Origin of the sequence: Streptomyces sp. NPDC057623 (assembly GCF_042800355.1) — a bacterium.
Taxonomy (GTDB): domain Bacteria; phylum Actinomycetota; class Actinomycetes; order Streptomycetales; family Streptomycetaceae; genus Streptomyces.
In genome coordinates this window covers 112,455-132,732 of sequence record NZ_JBHVGZ010000019.1, presented here as the reverse complement: position 1 = coordinate 132,732, position 20,278 = coordinate 112,455, and the positions used below count along the sequence as shown (strand labels likewise).

The 20,278-nt window shown below is 71.3% G+C and carries 18 protein-coding genes and 1 riboswitch; of the genes, 11 read left to right on the top strand and 7 right to left on the bottom strand.

Annotated features, from left to right (window positions below; all coding sequences use genetic code 11):
- Positions 1-7 precede the first annotated feature (7 nt).
- Positions 8-694: a DUF5995 family protein gene (locus ACFU95_RS21460; RefSeq protein WP_383829808.1), complete on the bottom strand. Its 687-nt coding sequence runs from the start codon at positions 692-694 to the stop codon at positions 8-10.
- Between the two features lie 174 nt (positions 695-868).
- Between ACFU95_RS21460 and ACFU95_RS21455 the strand changes: the two genes are divergently transcribed.
- Positions 869-2,008, top strand: a complete 1,140-nt coding sequence (locus ACFU95_RS21455; protein WP_383829862.1) for a glycoside hydrolase family 6 protein — start codon at positions 869-871, stop codon at positions 2,006-2,008.
- Here the strand turns inward: ACFU95_RS21455 and ACFU95_RS21450 are convergent.
- Both ACFU95_RS21450 and ACFU95_RS21445 read right to left on the bottom strand, forming a co-directional pair.
- On the bottom strand, positions 1,990-3,399 hold the full coding sequence (locus tag ACFU95_RS21450) for a uracil-xanthine permease family protein (RefSeq protein WP_383829805.1): 1,410 nt from the start codon (positions 3,397-3,399) through the stop codon (positions 1,990-1,992). The genes ACFU95_RS21455 and ACFU95_RS21450 overlap by 19 nt on opposite strands.
- A 111-nt stretch (positions 3,400-3,510) precedes the next feature.
- Positions 3,511-4,722 carry an MFS transporter gene (locus ACFU95_RS21445; RefSeq protein WP_383829802.1) on the bottom strand — a complete coding sequence of 404 codons (1,212 nt, stop codon included), beginning with the start codon at positions 4,720-4,722 and terminating at the stop codon, positions 3,511-3,513.
- A 172-nt stretch (positions 4,723-4,894) separates the two neighbouring features.
- Here ACFU95_RS21445 and ACFU95_RS21440 point away from each other — a divergent pair, with 172 nt between their 5' ends.
- A complete protein-coding gene (locus ACFU95_RS21440; protein WP_383829799.1) occupies positions 4,895-6,190 on the top strand; it encodes an ROK family transcriptional regulator in 1,296 nt (431 codons plus the stop codon).
- Between the two features lie 81 nt (positions 6,191-6,271).
- On the opposite strand, the gene ACFU95_RS21435 is transcribed toward ACFU95_RS21440, so the two are convergent.
- The 3 genes from ACFU95_RS21435 to ACFU95_RS21425 all read right to left on the bottom strand — a co-directional run bounded on the left by ACFU95_RS21435 (position 6,272) and on the right by ACFU95_RS21425 (position 10,459).
- Entirely contained in the window at positions 6,272-7,027 is a 756-nt protein-coding gene (locus tag ACFU95_RS21435) for an SDR family oxidoreductase (protein WP_383829796.1), read from the bottom strand.
- 114 nt (positions 7,028-7,141) lie between these two features.
- Positions 7,142-8,029, bottom strand: coding sequence for an RNA polymerase sigma-70 factor (locus tag ACFU95_RS21430; RefSeq protein WP_383829793.1), 888 nt, complete (start codon positions 8,027-8,029; stop codon positions 7,142-7,144).
- A 93-nt stretch (positions 8,030-8,122) separates the two neighbouring features.
- On the bottom strand, positions 8,123-10,459 hold the full coding sequence (locus ACFU95_RS21425) for a chitinase C-terminal domain-containing protein (RefSeq protein WP_383829791.1): 2,337 nt from the start codon (positions 10,457-10,459) through the stop codon (positions 8,123-8,125).
- Positions 10,460-10,634: 175 nt separating this feature from the next.
- A riboswitch (FMN riboswitch) is annotated at positions 10,635-10,765 on the top strand.
- Positions 10,766-10,912: 147 nt separating this feature from the next.
- Between ACFU95_RS21425 and ACFU95_RS21420 the strand changes: the two genes are divergently transcribed.
- The 9 genes from ACFU95_RS21420 to ACFU95_RS21380 all read left to right on the top strand — a co-directional run bounded on the left by ACFU95_RS21420 (position 10,913) and on the right by ACFU95_RS21380 (position 18,348).
- A complete protein-coding gene (locus ACFU95_RS21420; RefSeq protein ID WP_383829788.1) occupies positions 10,913-11,530 on the top strand; it encodes a riboflavin synthase in 618 nt (205 codons plus the stop codon).
- The gene (locus ACFU95_RS21415; protein ID WP_383829785.1) at positions 11,527-12,168 is read left to right on the top strand and encodes a nicotinamide riboside transporter PnuC; all 642 of its coding nucleotides are present in this window, start codon (positions 11,527-11,529) and stop codon (positions 12,166-12,168) included. The genes ACFU95_RS21420 and ACFU95_RS21415 overlap by 4 nt, the downstream gene beginning before the upstream one ends.
- The gene (locus ACFU95_RS21410) at positions 12,165-13,529 is read left to right on the top strand and encodes a bifunctional 3,4-dihydroxy-2-butanone-4-phosphate synthase/GTP cyclohydrolase II (RefSeq protein WP_383829783.1); all 1,365 of its coding nucleotides are present in this window, start codon (positions 12,165-12,167) and stop codon (positions 13,527-13,529) included. Before ACFU95_RS21415 ends, ACFU95_RS21410 begins: the two co-directional genes overlap by 4 nt.
- A gap of 25 nt (positions 13,530-13,554) precedes the next feature.
- Entirely contained in the window at positions 13,555-14,040 is a 486-nt protein-coding gene (gene ribH / locus ACFU95_RS21405) for a 6,7-dimethyl-8-ribityllumazine synthase (protein WP_383829780.1), read from the top strand.
- Positions 14,041-14,074: 34 nt separating this feature from the next.
- Positions 14,075-14,347, top strand: coding sequence for a phosphoribosyl-ATP diphosphatase (locus ACFU95_RS21400; RefSeq protein ID WP_031486114.1), 273 nt, complete (start codon positions 14,075-14,077; stop codon positions 14,345-14,347).
- Between the two features lie 50 nt (positions 14,348-14,397).
- The gene (gene hisG / locus ACFU95_RS21395; RefSeq protein ID WP_383829777.1) at positions 14,398-15,258 is read left to right on the top strand and encodes an ATP phosphoribosyltransferase; all 861 of its coding nucleotides are present in this window, start codon (positions 14,398-14,400) and stop codon (positions 15,256-15,258) included.
- Positions 15,259-15,277: 19 nt separating this feature from the next.
- Complete coding sequence (locus ACFU95_RS21390) at positions 15,278-15,736, top strand: PH domain-containing protein (RefSeq protein WP_383829774.1); 459 nt, start codon at positions 15,278-15,280, stop codon at positions 15,734-15,736.
- A 201-nt stretch (positions 15,737-15,937) separates the two neighbouring features.
- Positions 15,938-17,263, top strand: coding sequence for a hemolysin family protein (locus ACFU95_RS21385; protein WP_383829771.1), 1,326 nt, complete (start codon positions 15,938-15,940; stop codon positions 17,261-17,263).
- Positions 17,260-18,348 (top strand): hemolysin family protein, encoded by a 1,089-nt coding sequence (locus ACFU95_RS21380; protein WP_383829768.1) that lies wholly within the window; start codon positions 17,260-17,262, stop codon positions 18,346-18,348. The genes ACFU95_RS21385 and ACFU95_RS21380 overlap by 4 nt, the downstream gene beginning before the upstream one ends.
- A gap of 25 nt (positions 18,349-18,373) precedes the next feature.
- Here the strand turns inward: ACFU95_RS21380 and ACFU95_RS21375 are convergent, their stop codons facing one another.
- A complete protein-coding gene (locus ACFU95_RS21375; RefSeq protein WP_383829765.1) occupies positions 18,374-20,230 on the bottom strand; it encodes an AAA family ATPase in 1,857 nt (618 codons plus the stop codon).
- Positions 20,231-20,278 lie beyond the last annotated feature (48 nt).

The window sequence follows — 20,278 nt, the reverse complement described above, 5'->3', positions numbered from 1 at the left end:
AGCCGGGTCAGCTCGGCAGCGGGGTGAGCAGCATGCGTCCCGCGAACCCCACCGCCGCGTCCAGCCGCTCGGTGAACTCCTCGGCGACATCCGGCAGTCGGCGCAGCGCCCACAGCGCCCGCGCCGCCGACCAGGTGGCGTCCCGGGCCCGCTCCAGGCTCCAGGAACCGAGCAGATGGGTGAGCGGGTCGGCGATCTGGAGCAGGTCGGGGCCCGGCATCAGCTCTTCGCGGATGCGCTCCTCCAGCGAGACGAGGAGATCACCCACCCGATCGAACTCGTCCTCCAGATCGACGGGTTCGCAGCCGAGACTACGGCAGGCGTCCACCACGGCGAGCGCCAGATCGTGGCCGATGTGCGCGTTGATGCCCGCGAGGGCGAACTGCAACGGACGTACGCCGGGATGCCGGCGCATCTGGAACAGGGGCCGCCAGCAGGCGGGCGGGCGCCGCTCGTCCTCGGCTCTCTCCACCGCCGCGAGATACCGCTCCGCGAACCGCACGTCCAGCGCGATCGCCGCCCGCGCGTCCGGGAACCGACCGCCGTCGATGTGCCGGTCGACGGCCTCCGTGACGGTGAGGTAGACGCGGTTGAAGACCGCCACTCCGTCGCGTTCGGGCAGGGTCGCGTGGAGGGCGCGCATACGGGAGATGACGGCGTCCACGGGTGTGGTGAATTGTTCGCATTGCGCCATGGGGGCAGAGTCCCAGCTTTAGGCTGGCACAAGTGTCGGCGGGCCCGGCGCTTCCCCAGAACGGGGGAACGCGCTCGCTGTTGGGGGAGGGGGAGCAGGACCGTGCCAGGCTTACGTGCCCAGCGACTGGCCGCACGCAGGTCCGAGCGCAGGAGGGCGGCCCGGCGCCAAGCCATGGTCGTGGCGGCCTGTGTCGTGGTCGCCGTCGGCGCCGCGACCGGCATGATCTCCGCGCTGGACGACAGAGGACGCTCCGACGAGGCCAGGCCGCCCGAGGTGACGCGCTCGCCGAGCCTTGAGTCCCTGCCGCTCGTGCCCTCGCCGTCCCCCTCGGCCACGAAGTCCCCCTCGCCGACGCCCGCTTCACCGACCCCGAGGAAGAAGGCGGGCCCCTCGAGCCCCACGCCTTCGCCGACCAGGACCGAACAGACCCGGCAGCCGCCCGCTCCGTCCGCGCGTCTGTACCGCCACCCCGACTCCCAGGTGCTGGAGTGGGTCCGCGGCAACTCCGGCGACCCGCGGTACGCCGTCATCGAGGCCCGTATCGCCGCCCAGCCGGCCGCGGTGTGGTTCGCCGACTTCACGCCGGACACCATCACCGCCCGGGTCCGCGCGGTCACTTCGGGCGGGTCGGCGCTGGGGCGGGTGCCGGTGGTCGTGCCGTACGCCATCCCGGACCGGGACTGCGGCGGGTACTCCCAGGGCGGGGCGCCCGACCTCGACGCCTACGACGCCTGGATCGACAGGTTCGCCGCCGGGCTCGGCTCCGGCGACGTCATCGTGATCCTGGAGCCCGACTCCGTCGCCCAGTCCGAGTGCCTCTCCGCCACTGAACGCGCGGACCGCTTCGCCTCGTTGGCCCGCGCGGGCCGCGCCTTCAAGACGGCGAACCCGAAAGCGCGCGTCTACTACGACGCCGGGCACTCCGGCTGGAACGCGCCCGGCAAGCAGGCGGAGTGGCTGCGGCGGGCCGGCGCCGCCTCGGCCGCGTCCTCCGACGGCGTCTTCAGCAACGTCTCCAACTTCCACGCCACCACCGACGAGATCGCCTACGACCGACAGGTCCTCGACGCCCTCGGCGGCCCCGCGAGCCTCGGCGCCGTCATCGACACCAGCCGCAACGGCGCCGGGGCCCCGGCCGACGGCGAGTGGTGCGACCCCGCCGGCCGCAAGCTGGGCCGGGCGCCCACCCTCGGCACGGGGGAGTCGCGGATCGACGGCTACCTGTGGGTGAAGCTGCCGGGGGAGTCGGACGGGTGCAAGGGGCGGCCGGGGACCTTCACGGCGTCGTACGCCTACGACTTGGCGCGCTGAGTCCCGTCGCCGGTGCGGCCCTCCTCGTCGTACGACGACGTGCCCTCGTCGAGCAGCGGGTGCTGCGTCTTGAGGTGGGCCGGGGCGAAGGCCCGCAGCGCGTGGTAGCCGGTGATGACGACGAGGGTGCCCAGCGCGATGCCGCTGAGCTGGAAGGTGTCGGTGAACTCCATGGTGACGTCGCCGACGCCGATGATGATGCCCGCTGCGGCCGGGACGAGGTTGAGCGGATTGCGCAGGTCCACCCCGGCGTTGATCCAGATCTGCGCGCCGAGCAGGCCGATCATGCCGTACAGGATGACGGTGATGCCGCCGAGCACGCCGCCCGGGATGGCGGCCACGACCGCGCCGAACTTGGGGCAGACGCCGAAGAGCAGCGCGAAGCCGGCGGCGGCCCAGTAGGCGGCGGTCGAGTAGACGCGGGTCGCGGCCATCACGCCGATGTTCTCGGAGTAGGTGGTGTTGGGCGGGCCGCCCACCGACGTGGAGAGCATCGAGGCGACGCCGTCCGCGGAGATCGCGGTGCCCAGCTTGTCGTCCAGGTTGTCGCCGGTCATCTCCCCGACCGCCTTGACGTGCCCGGCGTTCTCGGCCACCAGGGCGATGACGACGGGCAGCGCCACCAGGATCGCCGACCACTGGAAGGACGGGCCGTGCAGATCCGGCAGGCCGATCCAGTCGGCCTTGCCGACGCCGGAGAGGTCCAGCCGCCAGTGGTCGGTGAGCTTGCCGCTCGCGTCGACCGAGTGGATCCGGCCGAAGATCCGGTCGAAGGCCCAGGAGATGCCGTAGCCGAAGACCAGGCCGAGGAAGATCGCGATGCGGGACCAGAATCCGCGCAGGCAGACCACCGCCAGACCGGTGAACAGCATCACCAGCAGCGCCGTCCACTGGTCCTGCGGCCAGTAGGTCGAGGCCGTCACCGGGGCGAGGTTGAAGCCGATCAGCATCACGACGGCGCCGGTGACGATCGGGGGCATCGTGAGGTGGATGATCCGCGCGCCGAAGCGCCGCACGGCGAGCCCGACCAGGAACAGCACGGCGCCCACGACCAGGACCGCGCCGGTGACGGTCGCGCTCGTACCGCCGTCGGCCCTGATGACCGCGGCGACACCGACGAAGGACAGGGAGCAGCCGAGGTAGCTGGGCACCCGGCCACGGGTGGCGAGCAGGAAGACGAGCGTCGCGACGCCGGACATCATGATCGCCAGGTTGGGGTCGAGCCCCATCAGGACCGGCGCCACGAAGGAGGCGCCGAACATGGCCACCACATGCTGGGCGCCGAGCCCGACGGTGCGGGGCCACGAGAGCCGTTCGTCGGGGCGGACCACCGCTCCGGGCGCCGGCGTGCGTCCGTCGCCGTGCAGTTTCCAGCGGACGCCGAGATCCATGATGCGGTTTCGCTTTCGTCGTGCCTGTGGGTGACCGGACCATTGTCAGGTACGTGGAGAGTCGTTCCGGCCGGGGCTGACCAGGACCGATCGCGCTGTGGAGCGAGACCTTCAGGGGCGCGGGTCGGCGACCGCCGCGTCCGGGCGGCCGACCTTCGGGCGGTCGCGGTCCCCGGCGCGCAGGACGCGGGCGAACACCACGAGGCCCGAGGACAGCACGGTCACCAGGCAGAAGGACACCAGCAGACTGGTGGCCTGGGCGATTCCACCGATCGCGCTCGGGGCGATCAGCCCCGAGGTGTAGGTGATCGTCGCGACGCCCGCGATGGCCAGTGAGGGGTTGCTGCCGCTGCGGCCCGCGGCGGCGAAGCACAGCGGCACGACCACCGCGATGCCCAGACCCAGCAGCGCGAACCCTGCCATCGCGGGGGCCGGTCGGTCCGACAGCACGATCAGCAGTCCGCCGAGCGTCGCGAGGAAGCCGCTGCACCGGACCGTGCGCACCGCGCCGTAGCGGTCCACCACCCGGTCGCCGACGAACCGGGCGAGCGCCATGGTGAGCGTGAAGCCGGTCGTGCACGCGGCCGCGAGACCGGCCGAGGTGTCCAACTGGTCCCGCAGATAGACCGCCGACCAGTCCAGGCTCGCGCCCTCCGCGAAGACCGCGCAGAACCCGACCGCGCCGATGAGCAGCGCCGACCGGGGCGGCAGCGCGAACCGGGGCGGCGGCTCCTCGTCCTCGGTGGGCTGGAGGTCGAGCACCCACTGACAGGCCACGACGCCGAGGGCGGTGAGGGTCACCGCGGCGAGCGCGTGGTGCAGCCGGGCGTCCGAACCGAGGTGCGCCGCGAACGTGCCGGCGGCCGAGCCGATCAGGGCGCCCGCGCTCCACATGCCGTGCAGCCCGGACATGATCGACCGGCCGAGGCGGTTCTCGACCTCGACGCCGAGCGCGTTCATCGCCACGTCCGCCATGCCCGCCGTGGCGCCGTAGACGAACAGGGCCAGGCACAGCGTCAGCAGGTTGGGGGCGAGGGAGGGCAGGGTCAGGGCGAGTGTCCACAGCGCGATCAGTCCGCGCAGGGCGTTGCGGGCGCCGAAGCGGTGCGTGATGCTGCCCGCCAGCGGCATCGCGACGGAGGCGCCGAGGGCCGGGAAGGCGAGCGCCAGTCCCAGCTGGCCCGCGCCCACCCCGGCGTGGTCCTGGATCCAGGGCACGCGCGTCGCGAACGAGCCGGTGACCGCGCCGTGCACGGCGAAGACGGCCGCCACGGCGTACCGGGCGCGCCGCACCTCGCGCAGTTCGTGGACCACCTCACTCATTGTCCGGCCCCTCCCGGTCTTCGCTGTCCGCTCGTCACTCGCGGGTCGTTCCTCGCCCTGTGCCGACGTCGCTCGGACGCCGCGCGTAAACTATCAGGGTCCCTGCCTGATAGATAGGGGACATCCCGGTCATCCCAACCGCACGGCTCCGCTGATCTGGAAGGATCCCGGCATGCCCGCATCCCCGAGTACCGCCCGGGTCATCAACGACCGGCTCGCCCTGCGACTGCTCCAGCAGGAGGGCCCGTTGACGGCAGGGCAGTTGAAGCAGCTGACCGGCCTGTCCCGGCCGACCGTCGCCGACCTCGTCGAGCGCCTCACCGACGCCGGACTCGTCGCGGTGGTCGGCGAGGCCGGGGAACAGCGGCGCGGGCCGAACGCCAGGCTCTACGGCATCGTCGCCGACCGCGACCATCTGGCGGCGCTGGACGTGCGTACCGAAGGGGTCTCCGTGGTGGTGTCCGACCTGGTCGGGGCCGTGCTCGCCGAGGCGTCGGTGCCGATCGGCGGTGACACGGGGACCGGGCCCGCGGTGGAGCAGGCGGTGACGCTGGTGGAACGGGTCGCGAAGGAGGCTGGGGCGGACCGGCTCCACACGGTGGGTATCGGCGCACCTGGCCTGATCGACCCGGCGACCGGCGAGCTGCGCGACTCCTCCGGCCTGCCCGCATGGCACCGCCGCCTGGTGGCGGCGCTCCAGGAACGGTTCCCCGAGGCCCGCGTCAACGTCGAGAACGAGACCAACCTCGCCGCCCTCGCGGAACAGCGCGACGGAGTGGCCCGGGACCGCGACACCTTCGTGCTGCTGTGGCTCGGCCACGGCACGGGCGCGGCCGTGGTCCTCGACGGCGCGCTGCGCCGGGGAGCCTCCGGCGGAACCGGAGAGATCGGGTTCCTGCCGGTGCCCGGGGCGTCGGGACCACCGTCGGCGGTGGACTGCGCGGGCGGGTTCCACTCACTGGCGGGGTCGGCGGCGATCGTGGAGCTGGCGTGGACGTACGGCCTGACCGTCGAGGGCGCCTCCGTGCACGAACCGCCGGCCGCCGGCGTCGTCAGGGCGGCTGTGGGGCTGGTGACGGAGGCGAGCGCGGCGCACGCCGACGCCGGCAGGGCCTGCGAGGCGTCCGGCGAGCCGTCCCGCCAGGCCGACGGCGTCGTCTCCCCGGGAGCCTGCGGCGACACCGCCTCGGCCGAGCGCTTCCTCGACGCCTTCGCCGACCGCCTCGCCCTCGGGGTCGCCTCCGTCGTCGCCATTCTCGACCCCGGCTGTGTGGTCCTCGGCGGGGAGGTCGGGCGGGCCGGCGGGGAGGTGCTCGCCGGGCGGGTGGAGGAGCGGGTCCGGCGGATGTCGCCGCTGGCGACGGCGGTGCGGCCCACCGCCCTCGGCGGTGGCGCGGTCCTGCGCGGAGCGCTGCTCACCGCGCGGGACGCCGCGCAGGACGAGCTGTTCGCGCCGCCGCAACGGTGACCCGTCCGGCGGCGCCACCTCGCCCGGCTGTCCGTCGCAGGCGCCGTTCGGCCGACGAGGCGGCCTCCCGGAAGCCTCGGGTCAGCGGGCTCCGCCCACCGCGGACCGGCGCTCCAGGTACTCCTCGAACGTCCCCTTGCCCACCGCCTGCTCCGGCGCCAGATGTCCACCCGAGCGGAAGCCGTCGTACGCCTTCCCCCGCAGCGGCACGCGCAGTACGAGCCGCCTGCGCCCGGTTGCCCTGAGATACGCGCGGGCCAGCGAGTCGAAGGTCCGTACCTCGGGGCCGCCCATGTCCTCGACCCGCCCGGCCGGGGCGCTCAGGGCCAGTTCGGCGAGCCGGTCCGCGACCTCGGCGACCTCGACGGGCTGGTCCTTCACATGGGCCGGCAGCAGCACCACAGGTGACCTGGACAGGATCCCCAGCACACGCACCAGCAGATCGTGGAACTGGGTCGCGCGCAGCACCGTCCAGCCGAGCCCCGACTCCTCGACCAGCCGCTCCACCGCGAGCTTGGTCTTGTAGTAGCCGAACGGCACCCGGTCGACGCCGACGATCGAGATGTACACGAGATGCCGTACGCCGCCCCTGCGCGCCGCGGCGATCAGGTGCGCCGCCGCCTCCTCGTCACCGCCGCCCGTCGAGGTCGCGCAGTGCACGACCGTGTCCACGCCGTCCATCGCCGCGTCCAGGACGGGGCCGCCCTTGCGCAGGTCGACGGCGTACGGCTGGGCGTGCCGGCTGAGCACCCGCACCTCGTGCCCGTCCGCCCGCAACCGCTCGGTGACGAGCCTGCCGAGTGTGCCGGTACCGCCGGTCACCAGGATCGTGGTCATGCCGTTCAGCCCCTTCGGACGCCGGGCGCTCCCGACTGGAGCGCCCCTCACCAGCTGGGACCGAGTACCCCACGTGAAATGTGACAGCCGCGGACGGTCTTTCCGGCGACTTCGCTACGCCCGCGCCAGCTGACGGCGTACGAAGTCCAGCTTGTCCGGGTTCACCACGGCCCACGCCCGCGCGACCAGCCCGTCCCGCGCCTCGAACGTCACCACCGAGAGCAGCGCGTCGCCCTCCCACGCGGCCAGCGCGGTCGCTCCATTGATCTCGACCGCCGTGAAGTGCACACCGGTCAGGAACGTCCGCGTCGCACCCGCCAGGAAGCGGAACACCTTGTCCCGGCCCTCGATCGGCCGCCGGGCCGCGCTGACCTTGCCGCCGCCGTCGCTCGACCAGACGACGTCGGCCGCAAGCAGCTTCTCCAGCCCACCGAGATCACCGTCACGGGCCGCCGTGAGGAACGAGCGGACCAGCTCCTCCTGCCGCTCGGGAGTCGACTCGAACCGCGCCCGCTCCTCACCCACCCGCCGGACCGCCCGCCGGTACAGCTGGCGGCAGTTGGCCTCGGCCAGATCCAGCGTCTCGGCGATCTCCCGGTGGCCGTACGCGAACGCCTCCCGCAGCACATACACGGCACGCTCGGTCGGGGTGAGCCGCTCCAGCAGCACCAGCATCGCCATGGACACGGCATCCCGCTGCTCGGCGGATTCCAGCGGCCCGAGCACGCCGTCCGAGGTGACCACGGGCTCCGGCAGCCAGGGCCCGACGTACTGCTCGCGCCGGGCCCTCGCCGAGGTCAACCGGGTGAGGCAGAGGTTGGTGACGACCTTGGCGAGCCAGGCCGCCGGGTACTCGATGGCGGTACGGTCCGCACCGCTGAAGCGCAGATACGCGTCCTGGACGGTGTCCTCGGCCTCCTCGGCCGAGCCCAGCATGCGATAGGCCAGGCCGAACAGCCGGGGGCGATGGGTCTCGAACTCGTCGGCGATCGCGGCGGTCATGCCCTCACCCTGCCAGAACCGCAGGTGGCGGGTTGGGAGACCCGGCGGCGGGCAAGGGCCGTCGTCACCGCCGCCGGGCCGACTGCGCGGGGCTCAGCAGGCTCCGAGGTCCTGCCACACGCCCCACTCGCCGGTGGTGCCGGGCTGCTCGCCCTTCGTCCACCACCTGGCCTTCCACGAGTGCCCCGCATGGGACACCGTGCTACCTCCGCCGTACTCCGTCGTGGCGTTCCAGGCGGAATGCGCGCACCGTCCACTGGAAGAGGTCGGGGAGGGGGACGGGGTTCCCGCGCCCGGCTCCACGACGGTCGTCCCGCGTGCCAGGTCCCCGGCCAGCGCGTACGTCCTCCCGCCGAACGTCACCGTCCAGTTGGACGGCGTCGACACCGGCAGGTAGTACACGAGGTCCAGCTCCACCGACGCCCCGGGAGCCAGCGTCTGCCGGCCCGGCAGCTTCAACGACACACGGTGGTGGTCGCCCTTCAGCCCGCCGACGTTGCTCCCCGAGTGGTCGCTGCGGATCACCGAAGTCCCCCAGCCCGACTGGTCCTTGGCGTTTCCGGGCGCTGAGGTGCCGTAGTCGAACTGGAACTCCGTGCCGCCGGGCAGCGTCGCCGTCGAGTGGTTGGTGATCCTCAGCTTGGGGCTGATGGGGTAGTTGGAGTCGCCGAGCGGGAACTGCCCGAACTCGACGTCGATGTCCAGTGCCTCGGCCGGCAGATCGACCGTCGACCGCTTCGCGCCGTACGGGGAGGCTGACTTGAACTTCTCGTACATCGCGGAGGTCAGCGCCGCCCCGGGCTCGTACTGCCCCTTGCCCGCGTTCCAGCCGTAGTCGCCGGCCAGCTCCCACACCATCGTGCCGCCGATGCCGTGGTCGACGACGTAGTCGGCCTTGGCGTTCACCGACTGCTCGTCCTCGGTGGACAGGAAGACCTTCTTCTCGGCGTTCCACAGCCAGGACGCGACCAGGGTCGAGTCGTACTTCCGCGCATACGTGCCGGTCAGCTGAGTGCCGGCCGGGAAGCCGTACCGCGTGACGTAGTCCCCGACGACCCCCTTCTCCAGGTTCTTGGCGTGCCACATCGGGTTCGAACCCGCCGGCGACTCCTTGCCGTCGGTGTCGAGGTCGTGCCAGAGGTTGTCGATCCCGACGGCTCCGTCACCGCACTTGGTCAGTCCGGAGCCCGCCGGGCAGGCCGTCGAGGGAGCCCTGCCCCACAGACCGTCCGTGCCGCCCGTGACGTTCTTGAACCCCCTGGTGTAGTAGGGGAGCCCGATGTTGATACGGCCCGCGGGCATCGAACCGCGGAAGTAGTGGTACGCCCAGTCGGTGTTCAGATAGCCGATTCCGCCGTACTGGGACGTGGAATAGACACCCGCCGCCGCGAGTTCGGCGTCCTTTCCGTCGTCGAAGAGGGAGGCGTTCGGCCCGACGTACTCGTTCCAGGCGCCGTGCAGGTCATACGACATGATGTTGACGTAGTCCAGGTACTTCTGGACCTGGAACGTCTCCATGCCGCGCAGTAGATATCCGGAGGAGGGCGCCGCGACGGAGAGGAGATAGTGGACGCCGTCCGCCGCGCCCGCGCGGTCGAGCTTCTCGCGCAGGGTCTTCATCAGGGCGGCGTAGCCCTTGACCAGGCCGGACCGGCGGGCGTTGGACAGGGACCAGTCGAGCGGGTGGCCCGCGTCCTTCATGGACGTCGGGTACTCGTAGTCGATGTCGACGCCGTTGAAGCCGTACTTCCTGATGAACTCGACCGCCGAATCGGCGAACGTGTCGATGCCGGGCTGATTGACCGAGCCGTCGGCTTTCGTGGCCATCGAGTAGAAGCCGCCCGAGTTCACGCGCGTGCCGCTGTCGTCGAAGTATCCGCCGGTCTCGGCCCAACCGCCCACCGAGATCAGCGTCTTGACGTCCGGGTGCTGCTTCTTGAATTTGTTCAGCAGATTGAAGTGACCCTTGTAGGGGAACTCCGGGTCCGTCTCCGCGCCGCTCACACCGGGCCAGGTCATGCCCGTCGCCGGATTGGCCGCGCCGTCCGTGCCGACGGAGATCCTGTCGCTGCCGTCGATGTGCGCGAAGGCGTAGTTGAGGTGGGTGACCTTGTCCCACGGGATGTCCGGGGCGAGGTAGGCGGGTGTGCCGTCCCTGCCGGTGCGCCAGCCGGTGAAGTAGCCGATCACCCGTCGCTGGTGGTCGGCGCCCATCTTCTCCCGGCCGGCCGCGTCGTAGACCGAGCAGTAGGGGACGTCGACGCCCGGCGTCCGGTAGAGGCCGTCGGGGCGACAGGACTCCTGGCCGGCGGCGTGCGAGACGGTCGCCGGGAGGCCGGCGAGGACCAGGCCGGCGACGGTGCCGAGGGCGGCGAGCAGGGCGGGTCTCGTCCGGTTGCGTGAGGCTCGGTTGCGTGAGGGGGACAGCAAGTCGGTTCCTCTCCACGGAAGTTGCGCAGACCCTAGAGAGGACTAGACCAGTGAGTCAATAGGTATGGACCAATCCGGGAGTGGAGAAGTCCAGCCAGGTGGCCTGTGAGCCACCCCACAGAATTCGTCCGTATGGACGCCGATCAGGCGTGGCACACTGGCTCTGTACCAGAAGCAGCGCACTCCGGGGTCGGTGAAAGTCCGAACCGGCGGTTACAGTCCGCGACCCGGTCGCTTCCAGCGGCCGGTTGACCAGGTGAAATTCCTGGACCGACGGTTAAAGTCCGGATGGGAGGCAGTGCGCGGCGGGCGGGCATTCGTGCGCGCCGCCGTATTTGGTTCGCCCTCGTGGCGAGCCCTGTCCGGCGTCGCCCTCGGTGTTCCTGCTCGTACGTTCTGTCGTCATCGACAGCCCCGGAGTCCGTGCCCGAATGAGGCAGGAGGACCCGGGAAGTGTTCACCGGAATCGTCGAAGAGCTGGGCCACGTCACGGCTGTCGAGACCCTCGACGACGCCTGTCGCTTCCGACTTCGCGGCCCCGTCGTCACCGACGGCGCGAAGCACGGCGACTCCATCGCGGTCAACGGCGTCTGCCTCACGGTCGTCGACCACGAGGGCGACGAGTTCACCGCCGACGTCATGGCCGAGACCCTGAACCGCTCCAGCCTGGGCGTTCTCGCCGTGGGCTCCCGCGTCAACCTGGAGCGCCCCACCGCCGTGGGCGCGCGTCTCGGCGGGCACATCGTGCAGGGGCACGTCGACGGCACCGGCGAGGTGCTGGAGCGCAAGCCCTCCGAGCACTGGGAGATCGTCAAGATCTCGCTCCCCGCGGACCTCTCCCGGTATGTCGTCGAGAAGGGCTCCATCACCGTCGACGGCATCAGCCTCACCGTCGTCGACGCCGGGCCCGACTACTTCACCGTCAGCCTCATCCCGACCACCCTCGACCTGACCACGCTCGGCCTGAAGCAGCCCGGCGACCCGGTCAACCTCGAGGTCGACGTCATCGCCAAGTACGTCGAGCGGATGCTGGGCGACCGGCTCTCCTCCGAAGGGGCGACGGCCAAGTGAACTCGCTGAACTCCGAGGCGTTCGCCCTGTTCGGCCAGCACATCCTCTGGTCGGACATGATCGGCAACCTCTTCGGCCTGGCCGCCCTCGCCCTTGGCTGGCGGCGGTCCATCTGGACCTGGCCCGTGCAGTTCCTGGCCGGCCTGATCCTCTTCGGGGCCTTCTTCGGCCACCTCACCGGCAGCGCGGGCAAGCAGGCGGTCGTCATGGTCGTCGCCCTCTTCGGCTGGTGGCAGTGGCAGCGCGGCAAGGGGCAGACGGAGGACGGCCACATCGCCGTACGGTTCGCCACCTGGCGCGAGCGCGGCGCGATGATCGCCGCGGCCGCCGTCGGCACCGTCGCGGTGGCGCTGCTCTTCAAGGCGTACCCCACCCTGTCCTGGGACCCCTGGCCCGACGCCTACATCTTCGTCGGCACCATCGTCGCCATGTACGCCCAGGCGCGCGGCATGGTCGAGTTCTGGTTCGCCTGGCTGCTCGTCGACCTGGTCGGCGTGCCCCTCAACTTCGCCAACGGCTACGCCTTCTCCGGCTTCGTCTACGTCATCTACGGCGCACTCGTCCTGTGGGGCATGCGCGACTGGTGGCTGCGCTCCCGCAGGAACGCGCGGCCCGTCCTGGAAGGAGCGCCGGCATGACCACGGCAGCGACCCTGTACAGCACCGAAGGTTTCGAGGACCTCCGCCTCGACCCGATCGAGCAGGCCATCGCCGACATCGCGGCCGGCCGCCCGGTCGTGGTCGTCGACGACGAGGACCGGGAGAACGAGGGCGACCTCGTCATCGCCGCCGAGCACGCGACCCCCGAGATCGTCGCCTTCATGATGAGCGAGTGCCGCGGCCTGATCTGCGCCCCCATGGAGCCCGAGGAACTGGAGCGGCTGGGGCTGCCGCAGATGGTCGAGGACAACACCGAGTCGATGAAGACCGCGTTCACGGTCTCGGTGGACGCCTCGGGCGCACACGGCGTGACCACGGGCATCTCGGCCTCCGACCGGGCCACCACGCTCCAGCTCCTGGCGAGCGGCAGCGCGCAGGCGTCCGACTTCGTCCGCCCCGGCCACATCTTCCCGCTGCGCGCCAGGCCCGGCGGCGTCCTCGTCCGCAACGGACACACCGAAGCGGCCGTCGACCTCGCCCGCCTCGCGGGGCTGCGCCCGGCCGGCGCCATCGTCGAGATCGCCGGCGAGGACGGCGAGATGCTGCGGCTGCCCGAGCTGATCCCGTTCGCCCGCAAGCACGGCCTGACGATCGTCTCCATCGAGGACCTGATCGCCTACCGCCGCGGCGCCGAGCGCCCGAAGCCGGCCCAGCAGGAGCCGTCCGCCTCCGCCGAGCAGCGGCTGCCGGCCCCGTCGAGCGTCCGCCGCGAGGCCGAGGTCCACCTGCCCACCGCCCACGGCGCCTTCACGGCGTACGGCTACCGCACCACCCTCGACGGCGTCGAGCACGTCGCCCTCGTCCACGGTGAGATCGGCGACGGCGAGGACGTCGTCGTCCGCGTCCACTCCGAATGCCTCACCGGCGACGTCTTCCACTCCCTGCGCTGCGACTGCGGCCCCCAGCTGGAGGCGGCCCTGGAGCGCATCCAGGCCGAGGGCCGCGGAGTCGTCGTCTACCTGCGCGGACACGAGGGCCGGGGCATCGGCCTGATGTCCAAGCTGCGCGCCTACGAACTCCAGGAGCGCGGCCGCGACACCCTCGACGCCAACCTCGAACTCGGCCTGCCCGCCGACGCCCGCGACTACGGCGCCGGCGCGCAGATCCTGGTCGACCTGGGCGTGCACAGCGTGCGCCTGCTGACCAACAACCCCGACAAGACCGACGCGCTCACCGGCCACGGCCTCAAGGTCACCGAGCGGGAGCCGATGCCCGTACAGGCGGGCGAGCACAACCTGACGTACCTGCGCACCAAGCGCGACCGGATGGGGCACGACCTGCCCTGGCTGGACCCGGCTCCCGGGGCCCCGGCCTCCCTGTCCACCTGCACCAACCAGTAAGAGCACACCGAGGAGACTCAAGAACGTGAGCGGCAAGGGCGCACCGGAGCTGTCCGTACGCAATGTGGGCGACCTGCGGGTCGCGGTCATCGCGGCGCAGTGGCACGAGAAGGTGATGGACGGTCTGGTGGACGGCGCGCTGCGCGCCCTGCACGACCTGGGAATCGACGAGCCGACCCTGCTGCGGGTCCCCGGCAGCTGGGAGCTGCCGGTCGTCGCCAAGGTCCTCGCGGGCCGCGGCTACGACGCGATCGTGGCCCTCGGCGTCGTCATCCGCGGCGGCACCCCGCACTTCGAGTACGTGTGCCAGGGCGTGACTCAGGGCCTCACCCAGGTCTCGGTGGACACCGGAGTCCCCGTCGGCATGGGCGTCCTCACCTGCGACACCGAGGAGCAGGCCCTGGACCGGGCCGGCATCGAGGGCTCCAGCGAGGACAAGGGCCACGAGGCGGTGACCGCGGCGGTCGCCACCGCCGCGACCCTCCGCTCAGTATCTGAACCGTGGCGTTAGGTGGACCGGCACTACGCGTAAAGTGGGCGCCACCATGTCCAAGAAGACGTTCGAGGAGCTGTTCACCGAGCTCCAGCACAAGGCCGCAAACGGCGACCCCGCCACTTCCCGCACCGCCGAGCTGGTCGGCAAGGGCGTCCATGCCATCGGCAAGAAGGTCGTCGAGGAGGCCGCCGAGGTCTGGATGGCCGCCGAGTACGAGGGCAAGGAAGCGGCCGCCGAGGAGATCTCGCAGCTGCTGTACCACGTCCAGGTGATGATGGTCGCTCGCGGCATCTCCCTGGACGACGTGTACGCCCACCTCTGAGCACCAGCACATCCGCACACCCGTAAGAGCGAACGAAGGAAGCCGACCTCATGCTGCGCATCGCCGTCCCCAACAAGGGTTCCCTGTCCGGCCCTGCGGCGGAGATGCTGCATGAGGCCGGCTACCAGCAGCGCCGCGAGTCCAAGGAACTGCGGATCGTCGACCCCGAGAACGACGTCGAGTTCTTCTACCTCCGCCCCCGCGACATCGCCATCTACGTCGCCTCCGGGCAGCTCGACATCGGCCTCACCGGCCGTGACCTGCTGATCGACTCCGGCGCCAACGCCGAGGAGATCCTGGCGCTCGGCTTCGCCCGCTCCACCTTCCGGTTCGCCACCAAGCCGGGCATCGTCGGCGACGACCTGGCGGACCTCAACGGCAAGACGGTCGCCACCTCCTACGAGGGCATCGTCGCCAAGCACCTCGCCGACCACGGCGTCGACGCCTCCGTCGTCCACCTCGACGGCGCCGTCGAGACCGCCATCCAGCTCGGTGTCGCCCAGGTCATCGCGGACGTCGTCGAGACGGGCACCTCGCTGCGCAACGCCGGCCTGGAGGTCGTCGGCGAACCGATCATGAAGTCCGAGGCCGTCGTCATCCGCCGCACCGGCGCGGACGGCGAGGAGGCTGCGGAGTCGAAGGTTCAGCAGTTCCTGCGCCGCCTCCAGGGCGTCCTGGTCGCGCGGACGTACGTGATGATGGACTACGACTGCCGGGTCGAGCAGTTGGAGAAGGCCGTGGCCCTCACCCCGGGCCTGGAGTCGCCGACCGTCTCGCCGCTGCATAACGAGGGCTGGGTCGCCGTCCGGGCCATGGTTCCGGCCAAGGAAGCCCAGCGCATCATGGACGACCTGTACGACATCGGCGCGCGGGCCATCCTGACCACGGCCATCCACGCCTGCCGCCTCTGACCCGAGGGGCCGTACACCGATGTCCTCCGAACTGCCCACCCTGCCCGTCACGTTCCGGCCGGGCCGCACCCGGGCCGTCCTGCTCTGCGCCGGCACCGCGATCTTCGTCGTCATCACGGCGGTCGCGCTGCTGCTGGAGAAGCTCGGCCCCGGCGAGCGCCTCAGCTTCATCTTCACCGGCGCCCTGATGTTCGGCGTGCTGGCCATGCTGGCGCGCGTGAAGGTCGTGGCCGAGGAGACCGGCGTCACCGTGGTGAACATCGCCACCAGGCGCCGCCTGGAGTGGGCGGAGATCGTTCAGGTGAACCTCCGTCCGGGCGACCCCTGGGTGTTCCTCAACCTCAGCGACGGCACCAGCCTGCCCGCGCTCGGCATCCAGCCGGGTATCGCCAAGCAGCGCGCCATCGCCGACGCACGCGCGCTGCGGGCGCTCGCCGAGGCCCGTGCCATCAAGGATCCCGAGGAGCACCAGGACTGACTCGGAGGCGTTCACCCTGCCGAAAATCCCGATGTCTTGATTAATCTGTTGGCGGAGGCGTTTTCTGGCGCCTCCGCCCCTGATGTTCCATCCGGTCCTCAGAGGCCCCCTGCAACCCGAGGAGTGATTCCTTCCAGCGATGGACGGATCGTCCTGTAGTACCTGCGCCGCCCCCTCCCGACATACCGGGGCGGCGGCATCATGAGCGTCTCCTTGCTGCTTCTGGCAGCCGCGTTCCTTCTGATTCTCGCCAACGGCTTCTTCGTGGCCGCCGAATTCGGCCTGGTCACCGTCGAGACGACGGACGCCGAGAAGGCAGCCGCCGAGGGTGACCGCCGCGCCCACCGGGTCGTCGAGTCCCTGAAGGAACTGTCCTTCCAGCTCTCCGGCACCCAGCTCGGCATCACCATCACCTCCCTGGTCGTCGGCATGCTCGCCGAACCGGCGCTCGCCGGGCTGCTCGGCGGGCCCTTCACCGCGATCGGCGTTCCCGAGGGCGCGGTGTCCGGTGTGGCCGTGGTCGTCGGCATGCTGCTGGCCTCGGCCGTGCAGATGGTGATCGGCGAGCTCGTGCCGAAGAACTGGGCGGTGTCCCGGCCGATGCAGGTCGCGCGCTTCGTCGCCGGCCCGCAGCACGCGTTCGCGCGGCTGTTCCGCCCGGTGATCGCCGGGCTGAACTCCGTCGCCAACCGGCTCGTACGCGCCATGGGCATCGAACCCGCCGAGGAGCTGGCCTCCGCCCGCACCCCCGGCGAACTCGTCTCCCTGGCCCGTCACTCCGCCCAGGCCGGCGCCCTGGAACAGGACACCGCGGATCTCTTCGTGCGGACCCTGTCACTCGGCGAGCTCACCGCGCAGCACGTGATGACCCCGCGCGTGAAGGTCAGCGCGCTCCAGTCGTCGGCGACGGCCGAGGACGTGGTGAACCTCACCCGCGCCACCGGTCTGTCCCGCTTCCCGGTCTACCGCGAGAAGATCGACGAGATCGTCGGCATGGTCCATCTGAAGGACGCGCTGGCGATCCGTTCGAGTGATCGTCTGCGCACCCCGGTCGGCCGTATCGCCCGTCCGGCGCTGCTGGTCCCCGAGACCCTGCCGGTCCAGCCCCTCCTCGCCCAGCTGCGCAGCGAGCAGCCCATCGCGGTCGTCGTGGACGAGTACGGCGGCACGGCCGGTGTGGTCACGCTGGAGGACATCGTCGAGGAGATCGTCGGTGAGGTCCGCGACGAGCACGACGGGCAGGACGTGCCCGAACTCGCCGCCGCCGCGCCGGAGGACGGCCGGCCCGCCTGGGACGCCGACGGCAGCTGCCGTGTCGACATCCTCCAGCGCATAGGACTCGACGTGCCCGAGGGGCCGTACGAGACCGTCGCCGGACTCGTCGCCGACCTGCTGGGGCGCATTCCGGCCGTCGGCGACAAGGCGGATCTGCCGGGCTGGCGGCTCTCGGTGCGCCGGGTCGGCCACTACCGCGCCGAGCGGGTCCGGCTGGTCAGGACCGGCGCCGTGGTGGAGGTCGCCCGATGAGCGTGCTCCAACTCCTCTTCGCCGCGCTGCTCGTGCTCGCCAACGGATTCTTCGTCGGCGCCGAGTTCGCGCTGGTCTCGGTCCGGCGCAGCCAGATCGAACCACTGGGCACGGCACGGGCCCGACAGGTCCTGTACGGCCTGGAACGGCTGCCGCAGATGATGGCGGCGGCCCAGTTCGGCATCACCGTCTGCTCGCTGACGCTCGGCGCGGTCGCCGAACCGACGGTGGCGCACCTGCTGGAGCCGCTGTTCGAGTGGATCCACCTGCCGCAGGGCATGATCCACCCGCTCACCTATGTCATCGCGCTCGCCGCGGTGGTCTTCGCCCATCTGGTCATCGGCGAGATGCTGCCGAAGAACCTGGCGATGGCGGCCCCGGAGAAGGTCGCGCTGTGGCTCAGCCCCGGCCTGGTCTACTTCGCCCGCTTCTGCCGGCCGATCACGGTGGCCCTCGGCGCCGTCGCCCGGGCCATCCTGCGGCTCTTCCGCGTCGAGCCGAAGGACGAGGTCGAGGCGGTGTTCACGAGCGAGCAGCTCAACCGGCTCGTCGAGGACTCCGGCCAGGCGGGCCTGCTCGACCCTGAGGAGCAGGAACGTTTGGGGGACGCCCTGGAACTGGGCTCCCGCCCGGTGACGGACGTGCTCCTCAAGCGCGAGTCCCTGGTCACGGTCAGCCCCTCGGTCACCCCCGGCCAGATCGTCGCGCTCACCGCCCGCACGGGCTACTCCCGCTTCCCGGTGGTGGCGGAGACCGGCGCCTTCATGGGCTACCTGCACGTGAAGGACGTACTCGACCTGGAGGAGTCGGAGCGCGCGGTGCCGCAGCACGTCTGGCGCCCGATGACGACCCTGCGCTCGGAGCTCCCCCTGGACGACGCGCTCACGGTGATGCGCCGCGCCGCGACCCACCTGGCCCAGGTGGCCGACGCCTCCGGCAAGGTGCTCGGCCTCGTCGCCCTGGAGGACGTACTGGAACTCCTGGTCGGCGAGGTCCGCGACCCCGCCCACCGGGAACTGCCGGAGGTACGGGTCACGGCGCCACGGCTGAGCAGCGGTGAGCCTGAAGGGGCGCTGGCCGGCTAGACGGTGCCCGCAGGGTGCGCCCGCCTCACAGGGCGGACGGATCCTGCGGGCCCCTGCCCGACAGCACTTCCCCGTACGCCTGCATCAGATCCGGCAGCCGAAGTGTCGACAAGTCGTCCCTCGTCAACGCTCCCGGATAGGTCGACAACCGCAGATCCCGGTACGCACAGCTCTTCTCGTACAGCGTCCGCAGGAACCGCCCGTTGCCCAGCTCGTCGATCCAGCCCTGGTCGACCACGTGCCCGGCGATGGACCGCAGCTCGTCCAGCGCCTCCTCGTCCCAGACGTCCCCGTTCTCCGTGGCGAGCACCTCGCCGATCGACGTCAGTTCGAGGGGGCGGTACGAGGGGAAGTCGACGCGGGTCGTGAAGCGTGAGGACAGGCCGGGGTTCGCGGCCAGCAGCCGGTCCATGCCCTCCGGGTAGCCGGCGAGGATCACCACCAGGTGGTCCCGGTTGTCCTCGGCGCGCTTCAGCAGTACTTGCAGGGCCTCGTCGCCGTACGCGTCACCCTTGCCGTAGCCGGTGTTGGAGAGCGAGTAGGCCTCGTCGACGAAGAGGACCCCGCCGAGCGCGGAGTCGATGAGCTCGTTGGCCTTCACGGCCGTCTGGCCCAGATACTCGCCGACCAGGTCGGCCCGCTGGGCCTCGACGAGATGGTCGCCGCCGAGGAGCCCGAGGGCGTAGAAGACGCGGCCCAGGATGCGCGCGACCGTGGTCTTGCCGGTGCCCGAGGGGCCGGAGAAGACGAAGTGCCGTTTGGGCGGCTGTACCGGCAGTCCCTGCCCGGCGCGCAGCCGGGCCATGTTCAACTGGGCGGACAGCGCCTTGACCTGCCGTTTGACGGGTTCGAGGCCCACCATGCGCTCCAGCTCGGCGAGCGCCTCCTCGAGTAACTGCGGGTCGGTCGGGCCGGCCGGCAGCGGCTGCGACGACACGGGCGTCTTCTCGCGGACCGTCGGATCGACCACCGACGGCAGCGGACCGGCCGGCGGCAGGTCCGGGTCCGACAGCTTCAGGTCCCGCCCCTCGATACCGAAGAGCGGGTCGAGCCCGTCGGCCATGTCCCCGCCGAAGCCGGTGAGCGTGATCGCCGCGAGGTCGGCGGTGTCGTCGTATCCGTCGCCCTCGGCGATGGCCGCGAGCCGGGCCGAGGTGTCCATGAAGGCGGGGTCGACGCGGTGCACCGCGCGGTAGAGGGGGAGCGCGGCGGCGGAACGGCCCGTGCCCTCATGGGCCCGCGCCAGCCAGTACCGCAGCTCCTTGCGCTGCGGCTGCTCACTGCGGCACCGCATCAGCGCGGCCGACAACAGCGGCTCGGCCTGCCCGTACGTCTCCAGCCGCACCCGCGCCATGCCGCCGAACAGGCCCGCCTCGATGCCGAGCAGCGCGTCGTCGAGCAGCGGGTCGGTGTGCCGGACGAGCTGCTCCCAGTCCTTGACCAGATAGGCGCGGCAGGCGTGCAGGAAGCGGACGTGGTGGTCGGTGTCCACGGGCGGCAGTCCGGCCAGAGCTCGGTCCAGTTCCGGCACATGGCGGCCGTCCAGCCAGTGCGAGGCGTGCGCGAGCAGCAGATCGCGCGGGCTCTCCAGCACCGGCTGCACCCACCAGCCCAGCCAGTACCAGGAGTTGATGGTCCGGCGATGCCGGGCGCGCTGTTCCCCGAAGCGCTCCCGGTGCCGGAACATCCGCAGCAGCGCGGTCGTCGTGTCCACGCGCAGCGCGTGCAGCCCGAGCCAGCCGTCGGCCATCCCGGGATCGATCCGTACCGCGGTGCGGAACTCCTCCTCCGCCTGCGGATAGGCCCCCATCGTGTAGGCATCCACACCTCGCAACCAGGCGAGGTCGGCCGGGGCCTCGGGGCCCTGCGTGCCGAAGTCCATCACGTCCCCCACAAACCGTGCCCCCGTCGGTTGGCCGGTGCTCGCCCG